Below are 14929 nucleotides of genomic sequence, written 5' to 3' on the forward strand. Positions count from 1 at the left end.
TTTCGGTGCAGCCGTGACATCTGTCCTACATACTGGTCATGTACGTCGCACCGCACAAAATATGCCTCTTTTACAGCATCTTAGGCACAAACCCGCGGATAAAAAAATATCGACATCCCTACGTGACACGCTTTTTTTTGTTGTGTAGGATTTTTTCAAACAATTCAACCCAGCGCCACCACACCAGCGGCGGACCACCCTCAGGAGATAGAAATGTCGTTACGTGCATGTGCATCCCTTGCATTCGGCAGAATGGCCGTTGCGCTAGCCTTTGCTGGCCTCGCCACTGCCGCGCAGGCCGATACGGTCCGCGTCACGGTCGCGCACTACAGCGACGCGACGGCGCCGTATTTCCAGAAGATGGCCAGCGAATTCGAGAAGGCGAACCCGGGCACCACGATCAAGATCGAGGACGTCAGCTGGGACACGCTGCAACAGAAGCTGCAGACGGACATCACGGGCGGCGCGAACGCCGACCTCGCGATCATCGGCACGCGCTGGCTGCTCGACTTCGTGAAGGACGACGTGGCCGAGCCGCTCGACGGCTACATGGACCCGAGCTTCAAGGGCCGCTTCATCCAGCCGTTCCTCGCCCCGGGCGAGATCAACGGCAAGGTGTACGGTCTGCCGATCGCCGCATCGGCGCGCGCGCTCTACTACAACAAGGATCTGCTCGCGAAGGTCGGCTACCCGAACGGTCCGAAGACCTGGAACGACGTGATCGAAGCGTCGAAGAAGCTGAAGGCGCAGGGCATTGCGGGCTTCGGTCTGCAGGGCAAGGAAATCGAAACGGACGTCTACTTTTACTACGCGCTGTGGACGATGGGCGGCGACGTGGTCGGCAAGGACGGCAAGGCCGCGTTCAACTCGCCGGCTGGCGTGAAGGCCGCGACGATGTACAAGTCGATGATCGACCAGGGTCTGACGCAGCCGGGCGTGACGGGCTACAGCCGTGAAGACGTGCAGAACCTCTTCAAGCAGGGCCGCGTCGCGATGATGATCTCGGCGCCGTTCCTCGCGAAGCAGATCAAGAAGGAAGCGCCGAACCTGCACTACGGCATCGACCCGCTGCCGGTCGGCACGACCGAAGCGACGTACGGCGTGACCGACTCGATCATGATGTTCAAGAACTCGAAGGTGAAGAAGACCGCCTGGAAGTTCCTCGACTTCCTGTTCACGAAGCAACCGCGCGTCGAGTTCACGAGCACGGAAGGCTTCCTGCCGACGACGAAGGCCGAAGCGACGGATCCGGCGTTCAACGATCCGGACACGAAGGCATTCGTCGCACTGCTGCCGCATGCGAAGTTCGCGCCGACCATCACCGGCTGGGAAGACACCGCGAAGGCCGTGACGGATGCGATGCAGGCGGTCTACCTCGGCAAGGCGAAGCCGGCCGATGCGCTGAACCAGGCTGCCCAGACCGCGAACCAGTCGCTCGGCAAGTAAGCACGCAAGAGACGAGAGCGGCCGGCTCCCCGCTGGCCGCCGCATGAATCGCCGGCACGTCCGCCTTATCCGGCGTGCCGGCGCTGTTTCGAGTATCCGGCCCATTTTCGTTGTGGCGCGCCGCCAGCCGGCCGCCGCATCTTTCGACCGAGCACGCATGAGCCGCACCGCTACGATGCGCCCCACGGCGCCCTGGTTGCTGATAGCGCCGAGTCTGATCCTGGCGCTCTTCATCATCAGCTATCCGTTCTTCAACATCGTCTACCAGTCGGTGCATGAGGTGTCGCGCTTCGGCATGATTCGCGACTTCAACGGCATCGCCAACTACACGCGGATCTTCACCGATCCGGTGTTTCTCGACACCGTGCGCCGGACGATCTGGTGGACTGCGTTCGTGGTCGGCGGCACGGTGCTGATCTCGGTGCCGGTCGCGCTGGTGCTGAACCAGGACTTCTACGGCCGCGGCATCGCACGCACAATCGTGATGCTGCCGTGGTCGGTGTCGCTGACGATGTCCGCGGTGGTATGGCGCTGGTCGTTCAACGACGACTACGGGATGGTCAACGTCACGCTGCAACGGCTCGGGCTGATCCACGGTCCGATCCACTGGCTCGCCACGCCCGAGCTCGCATTTCCGGTGGAAATCGCGGTCGGCATTCTCGTATCGATTCCGTTCACGGTGACGATCCTGCTGGGCGGGCTCTCTTCCGTGCCGGGCGATATCTACGAAGCGGCGCGCATCGACGGCGCGACGTCGTGGCAGCAGTTCCGCAAGCTGACGCTGCCGCTGCTGCGGCCGTTCGTGAACATGGCGATCCTGTTGAACATCATCTACGTGTTCAACTCGTTTCCGATCATCTGGGTGATGACGCAGGGCGGCCCCGACAACGGCACGCAGATTCTCGTCACCTATCTGTACGAACTCGGCTTCCGTCTTGGCCGGCCGGGCGAAGCGGCCGCCGTGTCGCTGATCATGCTGGTGATGCTGTTCATCTTCTCGATGCTCTATCTGCGTCTGCAGCCGAAGACCACGGGAGAGACAGTATGAGCAGCAAAATGAAACGCACAATCTGGTGCTGGCTTGCGCTTGCGCCGCTGATCGTCACGGTGCTGTTTCCGTTCGCGGTGATGCTGTTCACCTCGCTGAAACCCGCCGACGAAATCTTCGTGTATCCGGCGCGCTGGCTGCCGGTGCACTGGTACTGGAAAAACTTCGCGGACATGTGGGACGCCGCGAACTTCGGCACCGCGTTGAAGAACAGCGCGCTGATCAGCTTCGCGTCCACCGTGCTCGCGCTCGTCGTCAGCCTGCCCGCCGCGTATGCGCTCGCGCGCTTCCCGTTCCGCGGCAGCGGCACCTACCGGCAGTTCCTGCTCGTCACGCAGATGCTGTCGCCGATCCTGCTGGTGGTCGGCCTGTTCCGTCTCGCCGCGATGATCCCGTGGGGCGACGGCAACATGGTCGACTCGAAGACCGCGGTGGTTATCGCGTACGGCGCCTTCAACATCGCGTTCGCTGTGTGGATGCTGTCGTCGTATTTCCAGACCGTGCCGCGCGATCTGGAAGAAGCCGCGTGGCTAGAAGGTTGCAGCCGTATGCGCGCGGTTTTCAAGGTGTTCCTGCCGCTCGCTACGCCGGCTATCACCGTCACCGCGATCTTCACCTTCATCAACGCGTGGAACGAGTTCGCGGTGGTCTATACGCTGATCCGTTCGCCGGAAAACAAGACGCTGACGATCGTCGTGACCGACATGGTGGCCGGCAAGTACACGGTGGAGTGGCAGCTGGTGATGGCCGCGACGCTCTGCGCGACGTTGCCGGTGTCCGTCGTGTTCGCGTGGCTGCAGCGCTATCTGGTGAAGGGGCTCGCGCTCGGCGCGGTGAAGTAGGCGTACAGTCGCGGTGCCGAGACTCGTGAACGACACGACATGGACCGCATCGACGCAATGAAGGTTTTCGTGGCCGCGCTGGACGAGGGCAGCCTCGCCGGCGCGAGCCGTCGCTTAGGCCGCTCGCCGGCCGCCGTGAGCCGCGCGATCGCGTTCCTCGAAGCGCACGTCGGCACCGCGCTGCTGCACCGGACCACCCGCACGATCAAGCTCAGCGAAGCCGGCGAACGTTACGCGGCCGCGTGCCGCCGCATCCTCACCGATCTCGAGGAAGCCGATCTGCTGGCCGAAGGCGAACGCTCGGCGCCGCGCGGCCTGTTGACGATCACCGCGCCCGTCGCCGCCGGCGAGACACTGCTGCGGCCGGTGCTCGACGAATTCATCGATCGTTATCCCGCCGTCTCGATCCGGCTGCACATGCTGGATCGTCCCGTGAGCCTGATCGACGAAGGGATGGACGTCGCGCTGCGCATCGCGCATCTACCCGACTCGACGCTCGTCGCGATACCCGTGGGCGAAGTGCGCCGCGTGGTGGCGGCATCGCCGCGCTATCTCGCGAAGAACCCGCGCATCGACGAACCCGCCGATCTCGCGCAGCACCGGATCATCTCGATGACGCATTTCGGTCTCGATTCGTGGAGCTTTCCCGCGCCGAATCCTTCGGGCATTCCGCAGGTCGTGCAGTTCTCGCCGCGGCTGATCGTGAACAGCATCGAGGCCGCGGTGTCATCCGCGGTGGAAGGACGCGGCGTGACGCGGATGTTTTCGTATCACGTCGCCGAGCAGGTGAAGGACGGTCTGCTGCGGATCGTGCTGCGCGACAGCGAGCAGGCGCCCGTGCCCGTGCATCTGCTGACGCCGCATGGACGCCTCGCGGTGCCGAAGGTGCGCGCGTTCGTCGACTTCGCCGCGCCGCGGTTACGCAAGCAGTTCGTGCGGCTGCAGCGGATCACCGACGCGGAGCGATGAATACGATGAATGCGTTAATTACGATGACGCGCGGCGCTAGGCGAGCGCTGCGCTGATCTTCTCGGCGTCCGTGGGTGTCGCGGGGTGGTACACCACCATGCTGAGATCGGGCCGCCCGTCCACCGCGAACGACGAGTGTTCGAACGCGAGCGGACCGAGCACCGGATGCCGGATGTGCTTCACGCCTTCCACGTGCGAGACGACATTGTTATCGCGCCACATCGACTCGAACTCGGGGCTCAGCCGGCACAGTTCATCGACCAGCTCGCTCGCCGCCGACGCCGCGCCCGCGCGCGCCACGTCCACCCGAAACGCGCCGACCACGAAGCGCGCGACGCTCTCCCAGTCGTACTGCGCGGCCCGCACGCGCGGATCGAGGAACATGAAGCGCAGCACGTTGCGCTGTTCCGGCGGCAGCGCGCCGTAGTCGACGAGGATCACCGTGGCCGCGCGATTCCACGCGATCACGTCCCACGTCGCGGTTCGGATCATCGCTGGAATGGGATGCAAGCCGTCGAGGATGCGCTGCAGCCTGGGCGTCACACCTTCGTTGCGCTGATAGCGCACCTCGGGCGGCCGGCCGAGCGCGAGCAGAAACACATGCTCGCGCTCCACGTCCGTCAGCATCAACGCGCTGGCGATCCGCTCCAGCACGTCGGCCGACGGCGCGCCGCCCCGACCCTGTTCGAGCCACGTATACCAGGCAGGACTAATATTCGCGCGCGTCGCCACTTCTTCGCGGCGCAAACCCGGCGTGCGGCGGCGCTGCGATGAAAAGCCGAAGGTGGCGGGATCGAGCTTCGTCCGGCGGTCCTTCAGATAAGCGCCCAGCAGATCGTGACTCGAGACGTCGTCGCTCATCATGGTACTTTTTATAACACGATAATCTAACGACTTTACCACGATAAGACCACGATCGATATTGACCTCTCACGTAACCCTGGAGAGATCGATCATGCGTGTATTCGTGACAGGTGCGACCGGCTGGGTGGGCTCGGCGGTCGTCAAGGATTTGCTCGCGGCGGGCCATCAGGTGCTGGGGCTCGCACGTTCGGATGAAGGCGCACGAAGCGTCGCCGCGGCGGGCGCCGAGGTGCTGCGCGGTTCGCTGGAAGCGCTGGACAGCCTGAAACGCGGCGCCGCGCAGGCGGATGGCGTGATTCACGCCGCGTTCAATCACGACTTCTCGAAGCTCGCGGAAAATGCCGAGCACGAGCGGCTCGCCATCGAAGCGATCGGCAACGAACTGGCGGGCTCCAACCGGCCGTTCATCGTCACGTCCGGCGTGGCGCTGCTCGCGCCGGGTCGCGTCACGACCGAAGACGAGCCGGCGCGCGCGGCCATCGCGTCCTTTCCCCGTTCGCCGGAAGCGGCTGCGGCAGCGTTCTCGGCGCGCGGCGTGCGCGTATCGGCGGTGCGTCTTGCGCCCACCGTGCACGGCCTCGGCGATCACGGCTTCGTGCCGCGTCTGATCGAAATCGCGCGTGCGAAAGGCGTGTCCGCCTACGTTGGCGAAGGCGGCAACCGCTGGCCCGCCGTGCATCGGCTCGATGCGGCGCGCGTGTACCGGCTCGCGCTCGAACGCGACGCTGAAGGCGCCACCTGGCACGCAATCGCGGAGCAAGGGGTGCCGTTCAAAGCCATCGCGGAAGCGATCGGTCGCGGCCTCGGCATTCCGGTGGTGTCGCAAACGCCCGAGCAGGCCGCCGACCATTTCGGCTGGTTCGCGCGCTTCGCCGCGATCGACTGTCCGAGTTCGAGCGAGATCACGCGCTCGCGTCTCGGCTGGCAACCGGAGCATCCCGTCCTGCTCGCGGACCTCGGTCAGCCTGAGTATTTCGAGCCGGCGCGCTGACGAGCTCACGCCGATGCGCGGTTCGCGTCTGTCGCGAGCACGCCTGCACGACACTGCCGGTTCACGGTGCCATATCTCATTGCATTGCCAATCCCTCGTGGGGATCGGTTCTGATCTTCATGCGCGCAATTCGATGCTCCGCAATAGACAGATAAGGCGAGGATATGTCCAGTTCAGTCGGCAGTGCAGCTTCGGATCCGTCGGTCCGTGGATCTGAGCACGATCAGCAGGCTCAAGACAATCAGGCGAACCAACCGGCGCTGCAAGTTCTGCGACCGTCGCAGAAACCGGCAGCAAGACCCGCGGTCCGCATTTCACGGAACGAAGCGCTACAACTACTGGGGCGATTCGAAACCGCTCGCAGCTCACCGGATGACGAGGCCAATGCGAAGGCGTTGGCCAGGTTGCAGGCAGACGGCCTGCGCGGCATGCCAACGGACGCCATCGATTTCGAGACTACGCAGACGCTCACCCGTCAGAGGATCGAAGCGTTGTCGCAGCGGGACCGCGACCGCTTTAACGGCATGCAGGCGCAGGACGTCAACAGCTACGAATCCGCGACCTCGGCAACGGACCGCCAGAAGATCGCACAGGCGGGAGCGGACAACGTGAGCAAGCCGGTGAACGCTGCCTATGCCAAAGTCATGGCCGACCCGGTACAGCACATCCAGCAGGAATTCTCACCACCGTTCGGCGCACAGTATCTGGGCGCGGCAGGACAGGAACAGGTCGCGCTGCTTGCTCAAATGCGCGCGCATTTCAACGAAGCGAAGACCGTCAGCGGTCGAGAATCGCTGTTCCGTCAGGCGGCCAGCATCCGCCACGACCTGCAGCAGCAGATTGCGGACCGGATCGCGCAGACGCAGGCACGAACAGACCAGCAGTGGCGTGACGCCGACAAGGCGTTGTACGCAGCTCAAGACGATGCAAAAGGCCTGCAGATCGCAACGACAGGCAACCTCGACGACACGAGTTCCTTCCGGCGGCTGGACGCGTTTGCCAGGAATGGCCTCACGTCGCAGCGCAACGCGCAGGAACTGCAGTATCGGATGCAGCAGAATCCCGGCAGCTTCAAGGACGTCAAACAGTGGAACGACGATGCGGCCAGCAAGTCCGCCTGGGCTCGTTCGACGATCCAGAGCGATCCTTTCCGGCGCAGCGCCAACTTGCCGCCTCCGCCCATGGATCTCACGAAAATCGAATCCGGCGATCTGCACATGGGCGACTACGGACAGGAGCTGCTGGATCGCGACCTGCAGGCGGCGAAAGGGATCGACGCGAACCGGCAGATGTATCACGCAGCCAGCCAGCGCGGCCCCATCAGGAACGAGTACCTCGACGCGCATACGCCACCTAAACCGCTGTGGCAACAACAGACCGAAGACGTGCTCGGGCGGTTCTTTGTCGGGCTGATTCCTGGCGTGAACCTGTTCACCAATCTGATCGTCCCGGCGAACTCGCTCTCGCCGGACGCGAAACTGGGCATCGATATCATGTCGGGTGTCCTGGGGACCATGCTGGGAGAAGCGAAACTTCCGAGCGGCTCGGGCAGCAAGGTCCGCGCGGAAGGAGATGTCCAGGGTACCGGTGACCACGAGCCCGCGGCCACGCACGGTGATCCGGCTGGCGACGCCGGTCACACGCCCGCCGCCGACGCGCACGCGACTGGCGGCGGTGCGGCCGACGCGGCACCTCGCGGCGCAGGCGCGCCTGCCGCAGCCGGCCCACGCACGGGCATTCCCGACGTGCCGGACACCTACGCGAGCAAGCCTCATGAGGCGCTCGCGCCGGATCCCCAGTTCCGCGGCATCTACCGGGACGGCAAGGGCAATGCCTACATCCAGCAAAGCGACCGTACGTATGCCGTCACGTACGACAAGGACAACGGAACGTGGCAGATCAACTCGCCGTATGGAGGAACCAAACCGCAGTACGCCGTACGGTTGAACGACCAAGGGAACTGGGAAATCAACCCCGATACAGGGCTGTTGGGAGGGGGGCCGAAACGGCGCGCTCCGCAAACCTATTCCGATGCACTCGGTCGTGAGGCATACACGGCCTATTACACCGGCTCGAATTATGCGGAAGTCGCAAGAGAGCTGAGAATCAGCAACCATTCGGCGAAAGAATGGATCTTCAGGTATGCGAAGGAGAGAGGCGCCTCACACCCCTACTCTGTTTCCTTACGCGTGGAAATGCGCTGGATGAAAGCCGAAACGGGCGAAAAGATCTACAGCGAGCTGTCTCACGGAACATCGTTACAAGACGTAGCCCGCAAATACACCGACGGAAACACCCTGGCAGCGTTCCGCAGCGCGATGCGATATACCAAAGGGAACATCGCCAGCACGAGGCCCGTCGTGCTCGCCAGATTGCGTGAAGTCGAGACCGGCGAACCCGCCGCATCCGTGGCGCCCCCGAACGTGTCACCACGCCCGCAACCGCAGGTCGAACCGATGAGCCGGCAGCAATACGAGCAGATCCAGCAGCGCTACGACGCGGGCCAGTCGTCGCCCGAAGTGGTTGCGCTGGAAACAGGCTTGCCGGAGCAGTGGGTGAGAGACGTCGAACACGGCTATGGCTACTACTCGCCATCGAGGCAAGCCTACGTCGAACCGATCGACGATCCCGCGGCGCCGCCATCGAAGCGCCCGCGTACGGAATCGACGCAGCCGGAACCGCAAGCCGGACCGTCGACATCCGGTGCGGTCACGACCCGTCCAGGGTGGGGACGCAATGAGGTTCGACTGTATATCGACGACGCCGACGCGCTCGCCTCCACGACGCGCCAGGACATCTACGCGTGGCTCAACGAGGACGGACCCGTGCCAGCGGGATTGCAGCAGGAGATGATCGATCAGGGGTTTTCGGACCTGACGCCGGACCTGGTACGCGAGTACCTGGACCCGCATAGTTCGGTCGAACCGACCACGCGGCAGTATCAGCTGATCGAAGCATGGCTCGGCCTGTGACGCTCGCGCCGATCTCCGGACGGGCTAGCGGTTTACAATGCCGCACACGCGCAATGCGCCGAAGCGGCGGCCTGCAGAAGACGGCGCCTGTGTCCACGTCCCGAGGATGTCTTGAGTTCGAACGCCACGCCAACCTTGAACCAGGCTACGAGCCATAGCGAAGCCCCGGCGGCGCATGCCGAACCGAGGCCGCTGCGCATCCTCTTCCACATCAACGACTTCGGCAAAGGCGGCACCGAAACATCGCTGCTCGCTTGGCTCAACGCGCTGGACCGGCGGCACTTCGCACCGGCCGTCTCGGTCGCGTATCCGACCGACGACCTCGAATTCTGGCAAGCGCACTCGTTTCCCGCCGACGTTCCCGTGCACGTGCTCGCGCCGTCGCCGTGGATGCATCGCACGCATCAGATCACGCGCAGGCGCAAGCTGAAAGGCGGTCTGAAGCTGTATCACAAGCTGCTCACGTATGCCGCTGTCAGACCGCTTGCCGCGATGCGCTTCAAGCGCATCGCGCAGCAGTTCGACATCGTGTGCGACTACGACTTCTCGCTGCGCCATCTGGCGGGCCGCTGCGGCGTACCGGTGGTGGGCGTCAGTCACTTCAGCCTCGGCGAGCGGCTCGGCAAGCGCGGTGCGCGTTTTCTCGCGCAACGTCTCGCGCAGTACCGGCGCTATGCGGCAGTCGGCGTGCTCACGCCCGATATGGCGCGCGAAGCGGACGCGCTGTTCGGGCAGGCGCTGAAAGTGGTCGAGATGCCGAACGTGATCGATATCGCGAAGCTGCGCCGTGCAGCGAGCGAACCGGTCGACGTTCCCGCGCATCCGTACATCGTGTCCGTCGCGAGGCTCGACGAAGGACAGAAGGATCACGCCACGCTGTTGCGCGCGTTCGCTGAAGTCTGCCGGAATGCTTCCGATCGCATCGATCTCATGCTGATCGGCGAAGGACGCGATCGCGCGAAGCTCGAAGATCTCGCGCGCGAACTCGGCATAGAGGAACGTGTGCGGTTCCTCGGCTTCTGTGCGAATCCGTTTCCGTACATCCGGCATGCGCAGATGCTGGTGCTGAGCAGCCGGTACGAAGGCTTTGGCATGGTGCTCGGCGAAGCGATGGCGATCGGCACGCCGGTGATCTCCGCGGATTGCCCGACGGGCCCGCGCGATCTGCTCGACGGTGGCAACGCGGGCTTGCTGGTGCCGCCCGGCGATGTCGGCGCGATGGCGGCCGCGATGCAACGCCTGCTTACGGACAGCGCGTTGCGCGCCGCGCAGATCGAACGCGCGAGCATGAAAATCGCGGCCTTTGCGCCGGAACGCGCGAGCGAACGCATGCTTCAGCTCGCGCGTCAGGTGCTGACTGTCTAACCCAATCACGTCGACTCAAGCGCGCTCGCCTCATTCAACCGTTTCCCGGAAGAATGTCTGCCGAACCGCGTGGATTCTCTCCCTCCCCGGTTCAATCTAGACTGGTTTCATCGAACGCGGGCCGGTTTCGGCCCCTCGGTTCAACCGGAGAGAGCAGACATGAGCGCAGCACAGAAGGTCGTCATCGTCACGGGCGCATCGCAGGGCATCGGTGCGGCCATCGTGAACGCGTACCGCGATCTCGACTATCGCGTTGTCGCCACCTCGCGCACGATCCGCGCGAGCAGCGACGCTGACGTGATCACCGTCGCCGGCGACATCGGCGATCCCGACACCGCGCAACGCGTGGTCGCCACCGCGCTCGAACAGTTCGGCCGGCTCGACACGCTCGTCAACAACGCAGGCGTTTTCGTCGCGAAGCCGTTCACCGAGTATTCGCCGGCCGACTACGCACGCGTGATGGCGACCAACGTCGAAGGCTTTTTTCATATCACGCAGCGCGCGCTCGAAGCGATGACCCGCAAAAGCAGCGGCCACATCGTCAACATTACGGCGAGCATCGTCGACCGGCCGCGCGCCGCGACGCCCGCTGCGATGGCCGCGCTCACGAAAGGCGGCCTGAATGCGGTCACGCGTTCGCTCGCGATCGAATACGCGAGCCGCGGCATCCGCGTGAACGCGGTCGCACCGGGCGTGGTGGATACGCCGCTGCATGCCGCGAGCAATCACGCAGCGCTTGCGAAGCTGCATCCGCTCGGCCGCCTCGGCGACGTGCAGGACATCGCGCAGGCCGTGACCTACCTCGAATCGGCCACCTTCGTCACCGGCGAAATCCTGCACGTGGACGGCGGCAGCAACGTCGGCTCCTGAGCCCGCCTCGCTCAGCGCACCACCCGGTCAACCTCACCGTCAGCAGAGGATGTGATGAGTCACCCCACGCTTTCCCGCACCAACGCGATTCCCGACGCGACGCCGCTCGACTACGCTAGCCGCAACCGCGACTACTGGCAGCGCAATCTCGCCGTGTGCGTGTTCGGCTCGTTCACCACGCTCGTGAGTCTCAGCATGCTGCTGCCGTTCCTGCCGCTGTACGTGCAGCAGCTCGGCGTGCAATCGCAGCACGCTGTGATCCAATGGTCCGGGGTCGCGTTCGGTGCGACTTTTCTCGGCACGGCAGCGACCGCGCCGCTCTGGGGTCGTCTCGCGGATCGCTACGGTCGCAAGCCGATGCTGATCCGCGCTGCCGTCGGCATGGCGGTCGTGATGTCGCTGATCGGCATCGCGCACAACGTGTACGAGCTGGTGGCGCTGCGTCTCGTCGCGGGTCTGGTCGGCGGCTATGCGTCGGCATCGATCGTGATGGTCGGCACGCAGGCGCCGCGCGAACGCTCGGGCTGGGCGCTCGGCGTGCTGTCCACCGGCGCGCTGGCGGGCAATCTGATCGGACCGCTAGTCGGCGGCTTTCTGCCGGCGTGGATCGGCATCCGCGGTACGTTCTTCGCAGGCGGCGCGATGATCGCCGTCGCCGCACTGCTGACCGTCTTCGTCGTCAGGGAAGACTTTCATCCGGCGTCGGATGCGAAGGCGCGACCCGCGGTCAACAGCACGACAGGAAACGCGCCGCAAAGCAACGTTGCGGTGATCGCCGCGCTGCTCGTGACCGCGATGATGGTGCTGCTCGCGAACATGTCGATCGAGCCGGTGATCACCGTCTACGTGAGTAGTCTCGGTGTGCATACGACTCACCTGACACGCGTCGCCGGTGTCGTGATGGCGTGCTCCGCATTCGGCAGCATGCTGACCGCCGCGCGCCTCGGTGCGCTGGCCGATCGCGTGGGCAGCTGGAACGTGATTGTCGGCTCGCTGCTGCTGACGGGTCTCGTGATGATCCCGCAGGCGTTCGTGCACGCGTGGTGGCAACTCGCCGCGATGCGCGCGCTGATGGGCATGACGCTCGCGGGTCTGCTGCCTTCGATCGCGAAGCTCGCGCGGCATGCCGTCGACGAAAGCCGCACCGGCACCATGCTCGGCTATCTGCAATCCTCGCAATTCGCGGGTCAGGTGATCGGCCCGGTGATCGGCGGCGTGATCGCCGTGCATCTCGGCCTGCACTCGGTGTTCTTCGTCACCGGCTCGCTGCTCATCGCCTGCGCGGGGCTCGCGCAGTGGGCGCGTTCACGCTCGCATTGAGCGACGATGCGCCACGCCGTTCGTATCCTTAGTGCTCGCTCTTCTGCGGCGCGGTTTCGCTCGCACTCCAGTCGAACAGCGGGCCATTGCCCGACGGCGGCTGCGATGGCATCTGCGGCGCGTTCGGATCGCGGATCACGCGATTGTCCGTCTTGTAGCCCGCGTTCTGCACGCGCATGTAGTCGTAGCGGTCCATCGTGATGCGGCGGCTTTCTTCCGCGTCATGAATGATCACCGGGCGCAGGAACACCATCAGCTCGGTTTTCGTACGGTCCTTGTTCTCGGTGCGGAACAGGTTGCCGATCAGCGGCAGGTCACCAAGCCAGGGCACCTTGCTGTTGCCGTTCGAGTAGCTGTCCTGGATCAGCCCGCCGAGCACGATGATCTGGCCGTTGTCGCACAAAATGGTCGTGCCGAGCGAGCGCTTGTTCAGCGTCGAACCGCCCGCGTCGGTCGACGTGCCGGACACCACGCTCGAATCTTCCTGATAGATCTTCATCTTCACGACTCCGCCCGCGGTGATCTGCGGCAGCACGTGCAGCGTAATGCCGACGTCCTTGCGGTCGTAGGTATCGAATGCGCCGGTCGTGGTGGTGGTGTTCGTGTACGTGCCGGTGATCAGCGGGATGTTCTGCCCGACCACGATCTTCGCTTCCTCGTTGTCGAGCGTGACGAGATTCGGCGTCGACAGGATATTCACGTCGCTGTTCGAAGACAGCGCCTGCACGAGACCGCCCAGCCCAAGAATGCTGCCGAACTGATGCAGCAGGCCGATGTTCAAGCCATTGTTCAGCGACGTGCTTGCGAGATTCGACAGCACGCTCGACGTCGTGCTGCTCGATGTCGTCGCCTCCAGACCCGCAGCAGTCAGGTTGACGATACCGTTGCTGCTGCTCGTGTTGAAGTTGCTGTTGCCGTACAGCGTATTGCTGCCCGACGTCAACGCGCCCTGCCACTGCACGCCGAATTGGCCGCTCTTGTCCGAACTGATCTCGACGATCAGCGATTCGATGTAGACCTGCAAGCGGCGCGTGTCGAGCTTCGTGATCACCGTGCGCAGATTGCGGTACACCGGTTCCGGCGCGGTGATGATCAGCGAGTTGTCGGCCGGGTCCGCGGTCACCACGCCGCCGCCCACGTCGTTGCTGCTGTCGTCGCTCGTTTTCGTTTGGAACGGATCGTCTTTGGCGTCGCTCGAAGACGAACTGCTGCTCACGATCCCGCTCGTACTGCCGGATGACGACAGCGTGCTGCTCGATAGCGTCGGCAACGGCGGATTGAGCGTCGATTTGCTTTGCGAGTTGCTATCGCTGCTCGTGGTGTCCTTGCCGTTCGCGCCGTTGCCGCTCTTCGCGAGAATGCCGCGCAACACCGCGGCGAGCTGCTTCGCATCGGCGTGCTGCAGATAGACCACATGGATGTTGCCGTTCTCGCGCGTGGGCTTGTCGAGCTGCGCGACGAGGCTGCGCACTTTCGCGAGCCGCGCGGGGCTCGATGCGCGCACGATCAGCGAATTGGTGCGATCGTCCGGCACGAATGCGACCTTCAGCGTCGCGTCCGCATCGCCGATGCCGTTGGGGTCGAGAATCTTCGACAGTTCCGCCGTGATGTCTTCAGGGCTCGAATACTGCAGCCCGATCACGGTCGCGTCTTGATCGTTCTGCCCATCGATCGCGTTGATGACGCTCGCGATGCGCCGGATGTTGTCGGCGTAGTCCGTCACGACGATCGAGTTGTTCGCCGCATAGACGGAGATCGCGTTGTTCGGCGAAATCAGCGGACGCAGCGTGGGCAGGATGTTGGTCGCCGATTCGTTGCGCAGGCGGAAGATCTGCGTGACCACCTGGTCGCCGCCGCCCACCGCCTGGCCGGTGCCGACGAACGTGGGCACGCCTTGCAGCTTCGCGTCGGCTTCCGGCACGACTTTGATCAGCCCATGATCGTTCACCATCGCGAAGCCGCGCATGCGCAGCGACGCTTCGAGCGTCTTCAGCGCGACGTCGTCGGGCACGGGGTGTTCGGCCTGCAGGTTGATCTTTCCCTGCACGCGCGGGTCGACGATGATGGTTCTGCCGGTCGCGGCGCCGATCGCTTTCGCGACATCCGAAATATCGGCATCGGCGAAGTTGAGCGTCGCATCGGCAAACGCAACGGGCGTTCGCGATGCAGCGGCAAGCGTAAAACAGGCTGTGGCCAGCAAACGGAGGGCGCGACTGCGCCGTGTGCCTCGCTCCGTTCTACT

General features: G+C 64.3%; 11 protein-coding genes. 9 read left to right on the plus strand and 2 right to left on the minus strand.

Annotated elements, in window-relative coordinates:
- The first annotated feature begins 213 nt into the window (after positions 1-213).
- From DVS29_RS00885 to DVS29_RS00900, 4 genes are all read left to right on the plus strand, one after another.
- Positions 214-1446, plus strand: coding sequence for an ABC transporter substrate-binding protein (locus tag DVS29_RS00885; RefSeq protein ID WP_118178532.1), 1233 nt, complete (start codon positions 214-216; stop codon positions 1444-1446).
- A 157-nt stretch (positions 1447-1603) separates the two neighbouring features.
- A complete protein-coding gene (locus DVS29_RS00890; protein ID WP_118178533.1) occupies positions 1604-2494 on the plus strand; it encodes a carbohydrate ABC transporter permease in 891 nt (296 codons plus the stop codon).
- Complete coding sequence (locus DVS29_RS00895) at positions 2491-3336, plus strand: carbohydrate ABC transporter permease (RefSeq protein ID WP_118178534.1); 846 nt, start codon at positions 2491-2493, stop codon at positions 3334-3336. The genes DVS29_RS00890 and DVS29_RS00895 overlap by 4 nt, the downstream gene beginning before the upstream one ends.
- A 39-nt stretch (positions 3337-3375) precedes the next feature.
- Positions 3376-4305, plus strand: coding sequence for a LysR family transcriptional regulator (locus DVS29_RS00900; protein WP_118178535.1), 930 nt, complete (start codon positions 3376-3378; stop codon positions 4303-4305).
- A gap of 36 nt (positions 4306-4341) precedes the next feature.
- Here DVS29_RS00900 and DVS29_RS00905 read toward each other — a convergent pair whose 3' ends face one another.
- Positions 4342-5166: a helix-turn-helix transcriptional regulator gene (locus tag DVS29_RS00905; protein ID WP_118178729.1), complete on the minus strand. Its 825-nt coding sequence runs from the start codon at positions 5164-5166 to the stop codon at positions 4342-4344.
- Between the two features lie 94 nt (positions 5167-5260).
- On the opposite strand from DVS29_RS00905, the gene DVS29_RS00910 reads away from it, so the two are divergent.
- From DVS29_RS00910 to DVS29_RS00930, 5 genes are all read left to right on the plus strand, one after another.
- A complete protein-coding gene (locus tag DVS29_RS00910; RefSeq protein ID WP_118178536.1) occupies positions 5261-6160 on the plus strand; it encodes an SDR family oxidoreductase in 900 nt (299 codons plus the stop codon).
- Positions 6161-6324: 164 nt separating this feature from the next.
- On the plus strand, positions 6325-9132 hold the full coding sequence (locus tag DVS29_RS00915; RefSeq protein ID WP_124800578.1) for a FliH/SctL family protein: 2808 nt from the start codon (positions 6325-6327) through the stop codon (positions 9130-9132).
- 111 nt (positions 9133-9243) lie between these two features.
- Positions 9244-10497 (plus strand): glycosyltransferase, encoded by a 1254-nt coding sequence (locus DVS29_RS00920; protein WP_420816055.1) that lies wholly within the window; start codon positions 9244-9246, stop codon positions 10495-10497.
- A gap of 159 nt (positions 10498-10656) precedes the next feature.
- Positions 10657-11367 carry an SDR family NAD(P)-dependent oxidoreductase gene (locus tag DVS29_RS00925; protein ID WP_118178538.1) on the plus strand — a complete coding sequence of 237 codons (711 nt, stop codon included), beginning with the start codon at positions 10657-10659 and terminating at the stop codon, positions 11365-11367.
- Between the two features lie 54 nt (positions 11368-11421).
- Positions 11422-12687: an MFS transporter gene (locus DVS29_RS00930; RefSeq protein ID WP_118178539.1), complete on the plus strand. Its 1266-nt coding sequence runs from the start codon at positions 11422-11424 to the stop codon at positions 12685-12687.
- A 28-nt stretch (positions 12688-12715) separates the two neighbouring features.
- Here the strand turns inward: DVS29_RS00930 and gspD are convergent, their stop codons facing one another.
- Complete coding sequence (gene gspD, locus DVS29_RS00935; RefSeq protein WP_164707812.1) at positions 12716-14887, minus strand: type II secretion system secretin GspD; 2172 nt, start codon at positions 14885-14887, stop codon at positions 12716-12718.
- Positions 14888-14929: the final 42 nt, after the last annotated feature.

Origin of the sequence: Paraburkholderia phosphatilytica, from assembly GCF_003443895.1 — a bacterium.
Lineage (GTDB): Bacteria > Pseudomonadota > Gammaproteobacteria > Burkholderiales > Burkholderiaceae > Paraburkholderia > Paraburkholderia phosphatilytica.

What these genes read in the sequence shown, in the direction of transcription:
- DVS29_RS00885 (WP_118178532.1), top strand. Translation starts at nt 214, where the DNA reads ATGTCGTTACGTGCATGTGCATCCCTTGCATTCGGCAGAATGGCCGTT.
- DVS29_RS00895 (WP_118178534.1), top strand. Translation starts at nt 2,491, where the DNA reads ATGAGCAGCAAAATGAAACGCACAATCTGGTGCTGGCTTGCGCTTGCG.
- DVS29_RS00890 (WP_118178533.1), top strand. Translation starts at nt 1,604, where the DNA reads ATGAGCCGCACCGCTACGATGCGCCCCACGGCGCCCTGGTTGCTGATA.
- DVS29_RS00930 (WP_118178539.1), top strand. Translation starts at nt 11,422, where the DNA reads ATGAGTCACCCCACGCTTTCCCGCACCAACGCGATTCCCGACGCGACG.
- DVS29_RS00925 (WP_118178538.1), top strand. Translation starts at nt 10,657, where the DNA reads ATGAGCGCAGCACAGAAGGTCGTCATCGTCACGGGCGCATCGCAGGGC.
- DVS29_RS00905 (WP_118178729.1), bottom strand. Translation starts at nt 5,166, where the DNA reads ATGAGCGACGACGTCTCGAGTCACGATCTGCTGGGCGCTTATCTGAAG.
- DVS29_RS00915 (WP_124800578.1), top strand. Translation starts at nt 6,325, where the DNA reads ATGTCCAGTTCAGTCGGCAGTGCAGCTTCGGATCCGTCGGTCCGTGGA.
- DVS29_RS00900 (WP_118178535.1), top strand. Translation starts at nt 3,376, where the DNA reads ATGGACCGCATCGACGCAATGAAGGTTTTCGTGGCCGCGCTGGACGAG.
- DVS29_RS00910 (WP_118178536.1), top strand. Translation starts at nt 5,261, where the DNA reads ATGCGTGTATTCGTGACAGGTGCGACCGGCTGGGTGGGCTCGGCGGTC.